Source organism: Streptomyces canus, from assembly GCF_041435015.1.
Classification (GTDB): domain Bacteria; phylum Actinomycetota; class Actinomycetes; order Streptomycetales; family Streptomycetaceae; genus Streptomyces; species Streptomyces canus_G.
In genome coordinates, this window is the sequence record NZ_CP107989.1 from 5,980,558 (window position 1) to 5,992,831 (window position 12,274).

13 protein-coding genes are annotated in these 12,274 nt (G+C 72.1%); 4 read left to right on the plus strand and 9 right to left on the minus strand.

The window, feature by feature from the left end; all coding sequences use genetic code 11:
* Positions 1–74: 74 nt before the first annotated feature.
* From OG841_RS27415 to OG841_RS27430, 4 genes are read right to left on the minus strand one after another with little or no spacing between them, the layout of a single operon-like run.
* A complete protein-coding gene (locus OG841_RS27415; RefSeq protein ID WP_326667683.1) occupies positions 75–1,007 on the minus strand; it encodes an ABC transporter substrate-binding protein in 933 nt (310 codons plus the stop codon).
* Positions 1,008–1,018: 11 nt separating this feature from the next.
* Positions 1,019–1,681 (minus strand): ABC transporter permease, encoded by a 663-nt coding sequence (locus tag OG841_RS27420; protein ID WP_328639064.1) that lies wholly within the window; start codon positions 1,679–1,681, stop codon positions 1,019–1,021.
* Between the two features lies 1 nt (position 1,682).
* Positions 1,683–2,324 carry an ABC transporter permease gene (locus tag OG841_RS27425; RefSeq protein ID WP_266518422.1) on the minus strand — a complete coding sequence of 214 codons (642 nt, stop codon included), beginning with the start codon at positions 2,322–2,324 and terminating at the stop codon, positions 1,683–1,685.
* A complete protein-coding gene (locus OG841_RS27430) occupies positions 2,321–3,358 on the minus strand; it encodes an ABC transporter ATP-binding protein (protein WP_365118604.1) in 1,038 nt (345 codons plus the stop codon). Before OG841_RS27430 ends, OG841_RS27425 begins: the two co-directional genes overlap by 4 nt.
* Positions 3,359–3,499: 141 nt before the next feature.
* On the opposite strand from OG841_RS27430, the gene OG841_RS27435 reads away from it, so the two are divergent.
* From OG841_RS27435 to OG841_RS27445, 3 genes are all read left to right on the plus strand, one after another.
* Positions 3,500–5,023 (plus strand): aromatic amino acid ammonia-lyase, encoded by a 1,524-nt coding sequence (locus tag OG841_RS27435; RefSeq protein WP_371566998.1) that lies wholly within the window; start codon positions 3,500–3,502, stop codon positions 5,021–5,023.
* Positions 5,020–5,871 (plus strand): MurR/RpiR family transcriptional regulator, encoded by an 852-nt coding sequence (locus OG841_RS27440; RefSeq protein ID WP_328639061.1) that lies wholly within the window; start codon positions 5,020–5,022, stop codon positions 5,869–5,871. Before OG841_RS27435 ends, OG841_RS27440 begins: the two co-directional genes overlap by 4 nt.
* An 83-nt stretch (positions 5,872–5,954) precedes the next feature.
* Positions 5,955–6,548: a hypothetical protein gene (locus tag OG841_RS27445; RefSeq protein ID WP_328639060.1), complete on the plus strand. Its 594-nt coding sequence runs from the start codon at positions 5,955–5,957 to the stop codon at positions 6,546–6,548.
* A gap of 16 nt (positions 6,549–6,564) precedes the next feature.
* Here OG841_RS27445 and OG841_RS27450 read toward each other — a convergent pair whose 3' ends face one another.
* The 5 genes from OG841_RS27450 to OG841_RS27470 all read right to left on the minus strand — a co-directional run bounded on the left by OG841_RS27450 (position 6,565) and on the right by OG841_RS27470 (position 10,419).
* Positions 6,565–6,939, minus strand: coding sequence for a hypothetical protein (locus tag OG841_RS27450; RefSeq protein ID WP_326667692.1), 375 nt, complete (start codon positions 6,937–6,939; stop codon positions 6,565–6,567).
* A gap of 20 nt (positions 6,940–6,959) precedes the next feature.
* On the minus strand, positions 6,960–7,481 hold the full coding sequence (locus OG841_RS27455; protein ID WP_371566999.1) for a roadblock/LC7 domain-containing protein: 522 nt from the start codon (positions 7,479–7,481) through the stop codon (positions 6,960–6,962).
* A gap of 34 nt (positions 7,482–7,515) precedes the next feature.
* The gene (locus tag OG841_RS27460; protein WP_371567000.1) at positions 7,516–8,466 is read right to left on the minus strand and encodes a hypothetical protein; all 951 of its coding nucleotides are present in this window, start codon (positions 8,464–8,466) and stop codon (positions 7,516–7,518) included.
* Entirely contained in the window at positions 8,463–8,879 is a 417-nt protein-coding gene (locus OG841_RS27465) for a hypothetical protein (RefSeq protein ID WP_328639057.1), read from the minus strand. The genes OG841_RS27460 and OG841_RS27465 overlap by 4 nt, the downstream gene beginning before the upstream one ends.
* A gap of 169 nt (positions 8,880–9,048) precedes the next feature.
* Positions 9,049–10,419 carry a diaminopimelate decarboxylase gene (locus OG841_RS27470; protein ID WP_371570841.1) on the minus strand — a complete coding sequence of 457 codons (1,371 nt, stop codon included), beginning with the start codon at positions 10,417–10,419 and terminating at the stop codon, positions 9,049–9,051.
* Positions 10,420–10,587: 168 nt separating this feature from the next.
* Between OG841_RS27470 and hutU the strand changes: the two genes are divergently transcribed.
* Positions 10,588–12,252, plus strand: a complete 1,665-nt coding sequence (gene hutU / locus OG841_RS27475; protein ID WP_328639056.1) for a urocanate hydratase — start codon at positions 10,588–10,590, stop codon at positions 12,250–12,252.
* Positions 12,253–12,274: the final 22 nt, after the last annotated feature.

The window sequence follows — 12,274 nt, forward strand, 5'->3', positions numbered from 1 at the left end:
CATGGAACCCACGGTAGGCAGCCGGAACGCCCGCTGCACTGGGGTTATCCCCCCTGTTGCGGCGGGGGTCCGTCCTACGCCAGCCCGTGCTGCTTCGCGTACGCGTTCGCCACGTCCTCCGGGTCCTTCTTGTCGTTGTCGACCTGGCTGTTGAGCTGGGTGAGCTGCTCGGTGGTGAGGACGTTTCCGAGGCGGGCGAGCGCCTTGCGGACCGTGTCGTCGGCCTTGCGGTCGGCGATGAGGGGGACGATGTGCTGGCTGGGGATGAGGTTCTTGGGATCGGTCAGCACCACCCAGCCGTTGGCCGCGATGTCGGTGTCGGTGGTGAAGAGGTTCGCCACGTCCACGTCCCCCTTCTTCAGGGCGCCCTTGACCAGTGGGCCGTCCGAGTCGAGCGACTTGAACTCCTTGAACTCGACGCCGTACACGTCCTTCAGCCCGACCGCGCCCACCCGGCGCTTCTTCACCTCGGGCGCGGCCCCGATGACCAGCTCGCCGTTCTGCTTGGCGAGATCGGCGAGGGAGGTCAGGCCGTACTTCCGTGCGGTCGCCCGGGTGACGACGAAGCAGTCGGAGTCGGCCGCCTGGCCGTACGGCAGCACCTGGAGGCCGCCGGGCAGCGCCAGGGTGAGCGCGTTCTGCATGGTGCCCGGCTCGGCGGAGGCGTCCTTCGGGGCGAGGTAGTTGAGCAGGGCGCCCTGGTACTCGGGCAGCAGGTCGATGTCGCCCGCCTTGAGCGCGGGGATCACGATCTCTCGGGTGCCGAGGTTGGGGCGGACCTTCACCTTCACGCCGGCCTGCTGGAGCACCGCCGCGTAGAGGTAGCCCAGCACCTGGTTCTCGGTGAAGTTGGCGGTGCCGATGGTGACTCCGCCCTTGCTGGAGCCGCCGCCACCGGACGAGCTCCCCTGGCCGTCGAGGGAGGTGACGCCGCTGGAGCAGGCGGAGAGGGCGGGGACGGTGACGGCTGCGCCCGCGAGCGCGCCGAGGAGAGTGCGACGGTTCATCGGAGGGATCCCTAGGCAGTGCGGTGGCGGAAGAGGAAGCGCTGGAGGCCGGACAGCAGCAGGTCGAGGGCCACGGCGACCACGGCGACCAGCACCGCTCCGCCGAGCACCTGAACGAGGTCGCGCTGGGCGAGGCCGTCGAAGACGTAGCGGCCCAGGCCGCCGAAGGAGACGTAGGCCGCGATGGTCGCGGTGGCGACGACCTGGATGAGTGCCAGGCGCAGGCCGGTCATGATCAGGGGGAGCGCGAGCGGCAGTTCGACCTGGAGGAGGACCTGGTGGCCGCGCATGCCCTGGCCGCGGGCGGCATCGCGCACGTCCGGGTCGACGGCCGACATACCGGCGTAGGTGTTGGTGACGATCGCCGGGACCGCGAGGGCGACCAGGGCGACGTAGACCGGGAGCATGGACAGGCCGCCTGCCAGGAAGACCAGCACGACCAGGCCGACGGTGGGCAGGGCGCGGCCGAAGGAGGCCAGGTTGATCGCGAGGAAGGCGCCCTTGCCGGTGTGGCCGATCAGCAGGCCGAGGGGGAGGCCGATCGCGGCCGCGACGAGGGTCGCGAGGAGGGAGTACTGGAGGTGCTCGGCGAGGCGGTGGGCGATGCCGTCCGTTCCCGTCCACTGGGAGCCGCTGGTCAGCCAGGAGCCGAGGTTCTTGAAGAGTTCGTACATGTCAGGCTCGCCTCCGCCGCCACGGGGTCAGGACGTACTGCAGGGCCACCAGCAGGGCGTCCGCGACCACGGCGAGCAGGAGCGTGAGGACCACGCCCACGATCACCGGGGTCGGGAAGTCGCGCTGGAAGCCGTCGGTGAAGAGCTGGCCGAGGCCGCCGTCGCCGATGTAGGTGGCGACCGACACCAGGGAGATCGACATGACGGTCGCGATCCGCACGCCCGCCATGATCACCGGGAGTGCGAGGGGCAGTTCGACGGTGAGGAGCGTGCGCAGGGGGCGCGTGCCCATCGCCTTCGCGGCCTCCTTGGTCTTCGCGGGGACCGAGTCGAGGCCCTCGACCGTGTTCCGCAGCAGGACGACCAGGGTGTAGACCGTCAGGCCGATCACGGTCGTGGTGCGGGTCAGACCGCTGACCGGCAGCAGAAGCACGAAGATCGCGATGGACGGGATCGTGAACAGGACGTTCGAGAGACCGAGCAGGAAGCCGCGCAGGGGGCGGATCCGGTGGGCGACCACCGCGAGGGGCAGCGAGATCAGCAGGCCGAAGAAGACGGCGCTCAGGGCAGCCTGGAGGTGGGAGACCGTGAGCGTGGTCAGGTCGTCGGTGTGGCCGGATATCCACGACCAGTCGATGGTCATGCGGCCACCCGGGCTTCCGCGTGGGCGCGGCCGGCGTGCCGGTGGATCTCGTCGCGGGAGGTGACACCGGTCAGGACGCCGTCGGCGTCGACGCGGGCGACCAGGCCGGTGGGGGAGGCGAGGGACTCGTCGAGGGCGGCGAGCAGGGAGTCGCTGTCCTTGAGGGGCCGTACGGGGAGTTCGAGGGCGTCCGCCGAGCGCCAGTGCGCCGGCTTCCCGGCTTCGTCGCGTACGAGGGTCCAGGCGCCGCCGTCCGGGGCCGGGCCCTGCGGGACCTCGGCCAGGGTCTTCAGCGAGAGCAGCTTCAGGCCGCGCTCGGCGCCGAGGAAGTCGGCCACGAAGTCGTCGGCCGGACGGGCGAGGAGCTCGGCGGGCGGGGCGCACTGGACGAGGTGACCGCCGGTCCGGAAGATCGCGATGCGGTCGCCGAGGCGTACGGCCTCGTCGACGTCGTGCGTGACGAAGACGATGGTCTTGCTCAACTCCTTCTGGAGTCGGAGCAGTTCGTCCTGGAGTTGGGTGCGCACCACCGGGTCGACCGCGCCGAAGGGCTCGTCCATGAGGAGCACCGGCGGGTCGGCGGCGAGGGCGCGGGCGACGCCGACGCGCTGTTGCTGGCCGCCGGAGAGCTGGTGGGGGTATCGCTTGCCTGCCTCGGCGGTCAGGCCGACGGTCTCCAGCAGTTCCGACGCCCGGGCCCGGGCCTTCTTGCGGCCGTGGCCGAGCAGGAGCGGGACGGTGGCGATGTTGTCCAGCACCGTGCGGTGCGGGAAGAGGCCCGACTGCTGGATGACGTATCCGATGGAGCGGCGCAGTTCGGCCGCGTCCTGCTGGGTGACGTCCTTGCCGCCGACCTTGATGGTGCCGGAGGTCGGCTCCACCATCCGGTTGATCATTCTGAGGGTGGTCGTCTTGCCGCAACCGGAGGATCCGACGAGGACGGTCACACCGCCCTCCGGCATGTCGAGGGTGAGATCGTGCACTGCTGTCGTGCCGTTGGGGAAGCGCTTGTGGACCGTGTCGAACTGGATCATGAGATGTCCCTTGCCCGGCTGTATAACGTCATGCAGAGTTCTCGGTAGCTGAATAGGTTGTCAACGGTTCGGTGTTAATCCGAGGTAACGGATGACCGCCAGGCAAGATCGAATGTCCGCTTTGAGGGGAGTTTGAGCTAGATGTCGTCTCGGATCGTGGACACTCCTGATCCCGTCACGGCCGGGCATACGCGCTTGGTGATCCTCGACGGGATCGGTCTCGGCGTCGCGGACGTCGTCCGCCTCGCCGACGGGAGCGCGCGACCGGTGCCCGGGACCGACGCGATGAAGCGCGTGACGGAGTCCTGGGACGCCGCCCGCCAGATCGCCGCGACCGGACGCGTCTACGGCCGCTCGACCGGTGTCGGCGCCAACCGGAACGAGGACGTGCCCACCGAGGCGGCCGCCGAACACGGTCTGCGGCTGCTGCGCAGCCACGCCGGCGCGATCGGCGAGGAACTCCCGGCCCGGCAGGTCCGGGCGACGCTCGCGGTGCGGGCCAACCAACTGCTCGCGGGGGGCGCGGGGCTGCGGCCGACCGTCGTGACGGCCCTGTGCGAGGCGCTGGAGAGCGGGGCGTACCCGGTCGTCAACGAGTTCGGCTCGGTGGGCACGGGAGACATCGCGGCCCTGGCCCAGGTGGGTCTGGCGCTGGCGGGAGAGCATCCTTGGCGAGGGGCGAACGGCGCTGCCCCCGAGCCCCAACTCCTCGACAACAACGACGCCCTCGCCTTCATCAGCAGCAACGCCCTCACCCTCGGCCAGGCCGCCCTCGCGCTGCACGAACTGCGCGGGCTCATCGAGGCCACGCAGGTCGTCGGGGCGCTGTCGCTGCTGGCCGTCGACGGGTCGCACGAGGCGTACGCCGCCCCCGTGCACGCCGCCCGGCCGCACCGCGGGTCCGTCGAAGTGGCGCGGCGGATGCGGGAGTTGATCGGGGCGGAGGACCGGCCCACCCCGCCGCTCGGCCGGATCCAGGACCCGTACGGCTTCCGGTGTCTCCCTCAGATCCACGGGCCCGCCCAGGACGCCGCCGACACCCTGGAGGAGGTCCTCGCGATTGAGATCAACGCGGCCGCCGAGAACCCGCTCATCTCTCCCGAGGACATGGCCGCCTACCACCACGGCGGCTTCTACCAGGCCCAACTCGCCCTTGCTCTCGACCACTTCAGGCTGGCCCTCACCCAGGTCGCCCGGCTGTCCACGTCCCGGCTCTCCACGCTCAACGAGCCGGCCTTCACCCGCCTGAGGCCCTTCCTCGCCGACCCGGAGCCCGCCTCCTCCGGCGTGATGATCCTGGAGTACGCCGCCGGAGCCGCCCTCGGCGATCTGCGGGCCTTCTCCGCGCCCGCCTCACTCGGCCACGCTGTACTCTCCCGAGGCGTCGAGGAACAGGCCAGCTTCGCCTCGCTCGCCGCCCGTCAGACACTGCGCGCGTGCGGCGCGTACCGTCTCGTCGTCGGCTGCGAACTCGTCGCCGCCGTACGGGCGCTGCGCCAGCGCGACCTCAGGCCCGACCCGGACCTCCCGGTGGGCCGCGCGCTGGAGCTCGCCGAGGCGGTGCTCGAAGAGGACCCGGCCGACCGGCCGCTCACGGGCGACGTGACGGCGGCGACGACACTGCTCGACCGGTTCACGGACATCTGGAGGGGGCGCGAGGCATGAGCGACACGGCTGGAGTGGACACTCCCGCGGGACGGCTGCAGGCACTGTTCGAGGGGCACCGGCTCACGCCGACCCAACGGCGCATCGCGCACAGCATGGTGCGGCGGGCCGGGGACGTGCCGTTCCTGTCCAGCGTGGAGCTGGCCGAACTGGCCGGGGTCAGCCAGCCCTCCGTCACCCGCTTCGCGGTCGCCCTCGGCTTCGACGGCTACCCCGCCCTGCGCAGGCACCTGCGCGAGGTCGCGCCCACCGAACAGTCGACGGCCTCGGCGTCGTACAACGAGTACCAGCAGGCCGTCGAGGCCGAGATCGAGAACCTCAGGCACCTGGCGGAGATCCTCGCCGACCCGCGGCCGGTGCACAGGGCCGGCCGGCTGCTCGCGGCCTCCCGCCCCCTGCCGGTGCTCGGTCTGCGGGCCGCCGCCTCCCAGGCGTACGGCTTCGCGTACTTCGCCGCCAAGGTTCATCCGGACGTACGGCTGCTCAACGAGGGCGGCACGATGATCCACGACCGCATCGACGCCGCCGTCCGCGCGGGCGCCACGACCCTGCTGTGCTTCGCGCTGCCCCGGCATCCCCGCGAGGTCGTCGACACCCTCGCCTACGCCAAGGAGGCGGGCCTGAGCGTCGTGACGGTCGCCGACTCCGCCTTCGCCCCGGTCGCCAAGGTCTCCGACCTGCTGCTGCCCGCCGCCGTCGGCACCGGCCTCGCCTTCGACACCGCGTGCGCGCCGATGCTCCTCGGCCGGGTGCTGCTGGAGGCGATGTGCGACGACCTGCCGGACGCGCAGTCCCGGCTGGAGGAGTTCGACGCGCGGGCGGCGGCGCGGGGACTCTTCGTGGAGTAGGGCGTTTTTTCAGGCTCGTCTCACGTTCGCTCGCTACTCTCCCCGACCGGCAGGACTGTGCCAGGACGACGAGGAGGCGGGACGTGGCACGCGCAGATCGCAGGGTTCAGGGGCTGGCTCGGGTGGCCGTCGTCGTGCGGGCCGGGGCGGCGCCGCTGTGGTGGCTCGGGGTGTGCGCGGCGGGCGTCGGGCTGCTGATCCCGGGCCTGACCGGGCGCCGGATCGGGGTGATGGCGGGCGCGGCGCTGTTCATCGTCGCCGTGGCCGTGGTGTCGTACAGCCGCCGCAAGCGGTACACGACGCTGGGGCGGGCGGCCGCTCGCGCGGGAAAGCACGATGTGCTGCAGGACCGTGCGGTCAGTGTGCGCAACTGGCGCCGCGGACACCGCTGGTGGCTGCTGCTGGCCTGGCTGGTCGCGCTGGCGAGTTCGTTCGCCGTGCCCGTCGCCGGCGGCATGCTGCTGGCCGGGTGCGGTACCGGACTGCGGCTCAAGGCCGCCTGGCTCGGGCGGCGCGAGCGGGCCGAGGACGCACTGCTGTGGGTGCGGGTCGACTGGCTCGCCGGGAACGGTGGCCGCCCGGCCGGCAAGGCGGTCAAGGCGTACCGCAGCACGGGTATCGCGGCGGGCGACGCGGCCCCGGGAGGATCGCGCCGCCGCACCGCGGCACTCGTCTAGTTCCGGTGCTCCCGGGTCACACCTCCAGGTCGGTCTCGATCTGCTTCAGCTGGTGGCGCGCCATCGCGAGGTTGGAGCGCTTGGCGTCCAGGACCAGGTAGAGGAACAGGCCGTTGCCACCGCGTCCGCTGATCAGGCGGATCAGGTGGTACTGGTCGGACAGGGTGATCAGGATGTCCTCGATCTGGCCCTTGAGGCCGAGGTGTTCCATCGTGCGCATCTTCGCGCGGACCACGTCGGTGTTGCCCGCGGCGGCCACGTTCAGGTCGAAGCCCTTGCTGCCGCCCATGGTGCCGAGCGCCATGCCGCTGGTGTAGTCGACGAGCGCGACGCCGGTCGCGCCCTCGATGGAGGCGAGAGCCTCCTTCAGTGTGGTTTCGGTGTTGGCCATGACTGTGTCTCCTCGTTCTCTCAACTTTCGGTGGTGGTGCGGGCCGCCGTCGGTGCGGTGGCCGCGGCGCGCGGGTCCGTGGGCTTGGCCCGGGACGTGCGAGCCGCTCTGGCACGTGCCGGAGCGGGCTTCGCGGGCGCCTTCGTGATGGCTTCTGTGTGCGCGGTGGCCGCGCTGTCGACGAGCTCCCCGATCCGGGCACCCGCCCGGCGGCCCTCGAGATGCAGCCGGCCGACGTTGACCCGGTCCTGCGCGAGCAGCGTGACGACGGCCCCGGCGCCCGCCGCGTACGTGGCGACGTAGCCGTACATGCCCCGCACGAGCAGTTCGCGCAGGTCGCCCTGGCCGGTCTCGTCGGCCAGCTGGGCGGCGAGCGTCCGGGTGGCCCCGGTGAGCGCGGCCACGGCCTCCGGATCGACACCCGGGGTGTCCTGGGCCAGGACGAGACCGTCGGCGTCCGCCGCGAGGGCGCCCGTGAGCTGCGGCACCCGGGCTCTGAGCCGGCGCAGCTCCTCCAGGATCCCGTCCTGAGCTGCTGCCATCAGGTCTCTCCTCTCGGCGCGGATCCGCTGCCGCTCAAAGGGCCTCCAGCGCATCCCTGAGCCTCTTCAGCAAGGTGATGTGGGGATCGACGGAGTCGACGGGGGGAACGGCGCCCGGCGGCCCGGGCAAAGGCTCGGTGAGGGACACGGGCGGGCGGGGTGCGACCACTCCGGCCGCCACCAGCCGCCGTACGTCCACCAGGGTGTGGAAGGCCGGGCGGCCCAGCTCGCGCGCGATCTCCGACGCTGTGCGGATGCCGTTCACGCAGGCCAGCACCGCCTGCCGCCGGGCCGGGAGCAGCGGGGGCGCGGGGCGGTGCTCCCGGGCCAGCGGGACCTCGTCCGGCAGGGCGTCCGGCCAGATGTGGTGCAGCAGGTCGCGGCGGCGCAGGGTCTCGCGCTCCAGGTCGGCGACCGGGACCGGGCGCGGGCCGCCGGGGGTGTCGTCGGGTTCCCGGGGCTCGACGGCGGGCTCGTCCGGTCCGTCCTCTCCGTCCTCGGTGCCGTAGCGGAAGCGGCCCGGGGTGCTGCTCGGGGCGAGGGCGAAGTACGCCGCGTCGTACAGCGCGGTCAGCCGGCACATCTCCAGGGCGCCCGCGGTGAGCAGCCCGCCCGCGACCAGCCGGCGGCCCGCCCGGTGCACGGCCTCGGCGCCGGTGAGTCGGCGGGCCCCGGTACCGGCGCTCCCCGTGCTCGCGACGCTCTCGGCCAGGGCCTGCCGCCAGACGTCGGCGTCCAGTGTGCCGTGGGCGGCGAGGAGGACGTCGGCGCCGGGGGCATCCGGGCTCTCGGCGTGCACTACCTTGCCGTCGGCGAGGTGCAGGGTGCCGCGCTCGCGCACCAGGATGCCGGTGGCGCGCTCGGCGGCCAGCCGGGTCAGCATCGGCGAGACACCGCCCCAGCCGCGGCCCAGGGCGGCCGCCTTGTCGCGCACCGGCAGCCGGGGCGGCGGGGTGGCGGGCGTGGTGGTGCGGACCGTCGTCATCCGAGCTCCAGCCGTCCGGCCATCTCACCGAGCCGGATCCGGGCCAGCGCGAGATTGCCCTCCGCGCGGGCCAGCCACAGATGCAGGAACACGCTGCTGTCGAAGGACGTCGGCACGAATCGCAGGACGTGGTAGCTGTCCCGGTTGCTGAGGATGAGATCTTCGACCGGCGGGTCCGGCTCGTCCCCGGGCGCCCCCGCCTCAGCGGTCCGGGAGCTCTCGGAGGCGAAGGCGCGCTGCTCGGCGGCGAGCCGGGCGAGCTCGGCGGCCTCCGCGGCGGCCGCCTCCTGGTCGCCGCCGGGGGCTTCCCCCACGGCGCCCAGGGCCAGCCCGCTCGTCCAGTCGACCAGCGCGGCCCCCCGCGCTCCCGGCAGCCGCATGGCTTCCAGCAGGCACTCGTCGATTCCCTGCACCGTGGCTCCCCTCCCGCCTGGGGTTCGGCTGAGTGACGCCGAAACTACGCAACGTGTGCGCGACGGGTGAGGGATCTGGCATTTTCCGGTGGAACATGCTCCGGGTGGCTAGAGTGGGTCAACTTGCCTTGTTTGCAGGCCCATTGATCAGTCGATCCGCCGCTGCGTGTCAACGGCTCCCGGGTGCGTGGAGGGTGGTGAGCGCACCGGCGTGCGCCCCTCCGGATTCGGCCACGATCGAAGAGAGCGTCTGCGGATCGCGCACGGTCGCGAAGCGAACGCCTCCCGCATGGGCGGGGACGAAGCCGTAAATGCCCGGCCGGGCCAGCGAGTTGTACGCGTAGTGGTGCGCGAAGTAGTACGCGCCCGTGTCCAGCGCCGCCGCGTAGTCCCCCTGGTCGAGCAGCGGCAGTGCGCGCCCCTCGGCCAGCAGGTCGCCCGCAAAACAGGCGGGACCGGCGACGTCCTGCACCACCTCGGGTCCGCTCTTGGGCCGTCCCTTGCCGTCGTACGCGGTGATCCTGAGCGGCCACGACCCCGGCACGTACACCGTCCGCGTCGCCACCTGCACGCCCGCGTGCGTCACCGCGACCGCCCGCCCGCCCGCGCTCTTGGCGTACTCCACCCGCGCCACGATCGTGCCGTGCTTGGCCAGCAGCGACCGCCCGAACTCGGTGACCAGCCCGTACCGCCCGTCGAACAGCCCCGGTGCCGCCTCCCTGAGCGCCCGCGCGTACTCCGCGTACGTCGGTGCCGTCACGTCCGAGGCGAAGTTCACCGGCAGCCCGCCGCCGATGTCGATCGTGTCGATCTGCGGCCGCCCGATGCGCCGGTTGATCTCCTCGGCGAGGGCGTACGTCTCCGCGACTCCCTGGGCCATCAGAGGGAGCGGGATGCCCTGCGAGCCGGTGTGCGCGTGCAGCCGGCTCAGCCAGGGCCGGTCGAGGTAGGCGCGCATGACCCACTCGCGCGCCCCCTCGTCCCGCAGCGCCACCCCGAACTTCGAGGTCGCCGTGGCCGTGGAGGTCGCCCCGATGGAGCCGCCGCCGACCTGCGGGTTGACCCGGATCCCGAGCGGGGAGCGGCTGACCGCCGACCGTACGAGGCCGTCGATGCGGTCCAGCTCCTGCGGGTTGTCCGCGTTGACGGCGATCCCCAGTGCCAGCGCCTCCCTGAGCTCGGCCGGCGTCTTGGCGGGCGAGTCCAGGACGGTCTGGGCCGGTGACAGCCCCGCCGCCCGAGCCAGCGCGAGTTCGCCCGGGCTCGCCACCTCCGCGCCGATGCCCTCCTCGCGCAGCAGCCGCAGCACCGGCACCAGCGGGGTCGCCTTCACCGCGAACGCGTGCAGCACCGGGGTGCCCGGCGCGGTGACCTCGGCGAAGGCCGCGCGGAGCTCCGCCGCCGACTCCCGGATCCCGGTGACGTCGAGAAGTCCGACGATGGGGGAGTCCGGCCCCAGCAGGCCCTGTTCCACGGCTGCGCGCACCGCCTCGTCCCGGCGGGTGGCCCGTCCCTCGCCGCTGTTGCCGTACTCGTCCACCACGACTCCTCCTCGTCGTCCCTGCCGTTGCGCCGCGTTCGGATGTCCGAACGAAACATCCCTGCCCTGTCGATGCTGACGCCAGAACGTATTGACTAGTTCTATTCAGAAAGCCAGGATGTGAATATCGACAGCAACAATCCGGCAGCAGAGCCCAGGAGGCAGACCATGTCAGGACCCCGCCCCGTCCGAGCGCCGCGCGGTACGGAACTGAGCGCCCTGGGATGGCAGCAGGAAGCCGCCCTGAGGATGCTCCAGAACAACCTCGACCCCGAGGTCGCCGAACACCCCGACAAGCTCGTCGTCTACGGCGGCACCGGCAAGGCCGCCCGCGACTGGCGCTCCTTCGACGCCATGGTCCGCACGCTGCGCACCCTCAAGCAGGACGAGACCATGCTGGTCCAGTCCGGCCGGCCCGTCGGCGTCATGCAGACCCACGAATGGGCTCCCCGCGTCCTGATCGCCAACTCCAACCTCGTCGGCGACTGGGCCAACTGGGAGGAGTTCCGGCGCCTGGAGGCCCTCGGTCTGACCATGTACGGGCAGATGACCGCCGGTTCCTGGATCTACATCGGCACCCAGGGCATCCTCCAGGGCACCTACGAGACCTTCGCCGCCGTCGCCGCGAAGAAGTTCGGCGGCACCCTCGCGGGCACGATCACCCTCACCGCCGGCCTCGGCGGCATGGGCGGCGCCCAGCCGCTCGCCGTCACCATGAACGACGGTGTCGCGATCTGTATCGACGTCGACCCGCGCGCGATCGAGCGCCGTATCGAGCACCGGTACCTCGACGTCAGGGCCGACAGCCTGGAGCACGCCCTCCACCTCGCGGTCGAGGCCCGGGACGCCCGCCGCCCGCTCTCCATCGGTCTGCTGGGCAACGCGGCCGAGTTGCTGCCGCGCATGCTCGCCGAGAGCGCGCCCATCGACATCGTCACCGACCAGACCTCCGCGCACGACCCGCTGGCGTATCTGCCGGTGGGCGTGGACTTCGAGGACATGGCCGACGCGGCCGCCAAGGACCCGGCCGGCTTCACGACCCGGGCCCGTGAGTCGATGGCCCGGCACGTCGAGGCCATGGTCGGCTTCATGGACGCCGGCGCCGAGGTCTTCGACTACGGCAACTCGATCCGGGGCGAGGCCCAACTCGCCGGGTACGACCGGGCGTTCGCCTTCCCCGGGTTCGTCCCCGCCTACATCCGGCCGCTGTTCTGCGAGGGCAAGGGCCCCTTCCGCTGGGCCGCGCTGTCCGGTGAGGCCTCCGACATCGCCAAGACCGACAAGGCGATCCTGGAACTGTTCCCCGAGAACGAGTCCCTGGCCCGCTGGATCAAGATGGCGGGAGAGCGGGTCCACTTCCAGGGCCTGCCCGCGCGTATCTGCTGGCTCGGCTACGGCGAGCGGGACAAGGCCGGGGACCGGTTCAACGACATGGTGGCGAGCGGAGAGCTGGCGGCACCGCTGGCGATCGGACGGGACCACCTGGACGCCGGGTCCGTCGCCTCCCCGTACCGCGAGACCGAGGCCATGCTCGACGGATCCGACGCGATCGCCGACTGGCCGCTGCTGAACGCGATGGTCAACGTGGCGTCGGGCGCGTCCTGGGTCTCCCTTCACCACGGCGGTGGCGTGGGGATGGGGCGGTCCATCCACGCCGGGCAGGTCACGGTGGCCGACGGCACGAAGCTGGGCGGGGAGAAGGTCCGGCGGGTGCTGACGAACGACCCGGGCATGGGTGTCATCCGGCACGTGGACGCGGGCTACGACATCGCCGAGTCCGTCGCCGACGAGCGGGGTGTGCGGGTGCCGATGCGTGAAGGTGATGGGGCGTGACGGAGCGCGGCACCTCCGCAAC

Excerpts from the sequence above, each read along its gene's own strand:
- hutU (WP_328639056.1), top strand. The coding sequence starts at position 10,588 with ATGTCAGGACCCCGCCCCGTCCGAGCGCCGCGCGGTACGGAACTGAGC.
- OG841_RS27435 (WP_371566998.1), top strand. The coding sequence starts at position 3,500 with ATGTCGTCTCGGATCGTGGACACTCCTGATCCCGTCACGGCCGGGCAT.
- OG841_RS27430 (WP_365118604.1), bottom strand. The coding sequence starts at position 3,358 with ATGATCCAGTTCGACACGGTCCACAAGCGCTTCCCCAACGGCACGACA.
- OG841_RS27460 (WP_371567000.1), bottom strand. The coding sequence starts at position 8,466 with ATGACGACGGTCCGCACCACCACGCCCGCCACCCCGCCGCCCCGGCTG.
- OG841_RS27420 (WP_328639064.1), bottom strand. The coding sequence starts at position 1,681 with ATGTACGAACTCTTCAAGAACCTCGGCTCCTGGCTGACCAGCGGCTCC.
- OG841_RS27450 (WP_326667692.1), bottom strand. The coding sequence starts at position 6,939 with ATGGCCAACACCGAAACCACACTGAAGGAGGCTCTCGCCTCCATCGAG.
- OG841_RS27415 (WP_326667683.1), bottom strand. The coding sequence starts at position 1,007 with ATGAACCGTCGCACTCTCCTCGGCGCGCTCGCGGGCGCAGCCGTCACC.
- OG841_RS27455 (WP_371566999.1), bottom strand. The coding sequence starts at position 7,481 with ATGGCAGCAGCTCAGGACGGGATCCTGGAGGAGCTGCGCCGGCTCAGA.
- OG841_RS27440 (WP_328639061.1), top strand. The coding sequence starts at position 5,020 with ATGAGCGACACGGCTGGAGTGGACACTCCCGCGGGACGGCTGCAGGCA.
- OG841_RS27425 (WP_266518422.1), bottom strand. The coding sequence starts at position 2,324 with ATGACCATCGACTGGTCGTGGATATCCGGCCACACCGACGACCTGACC.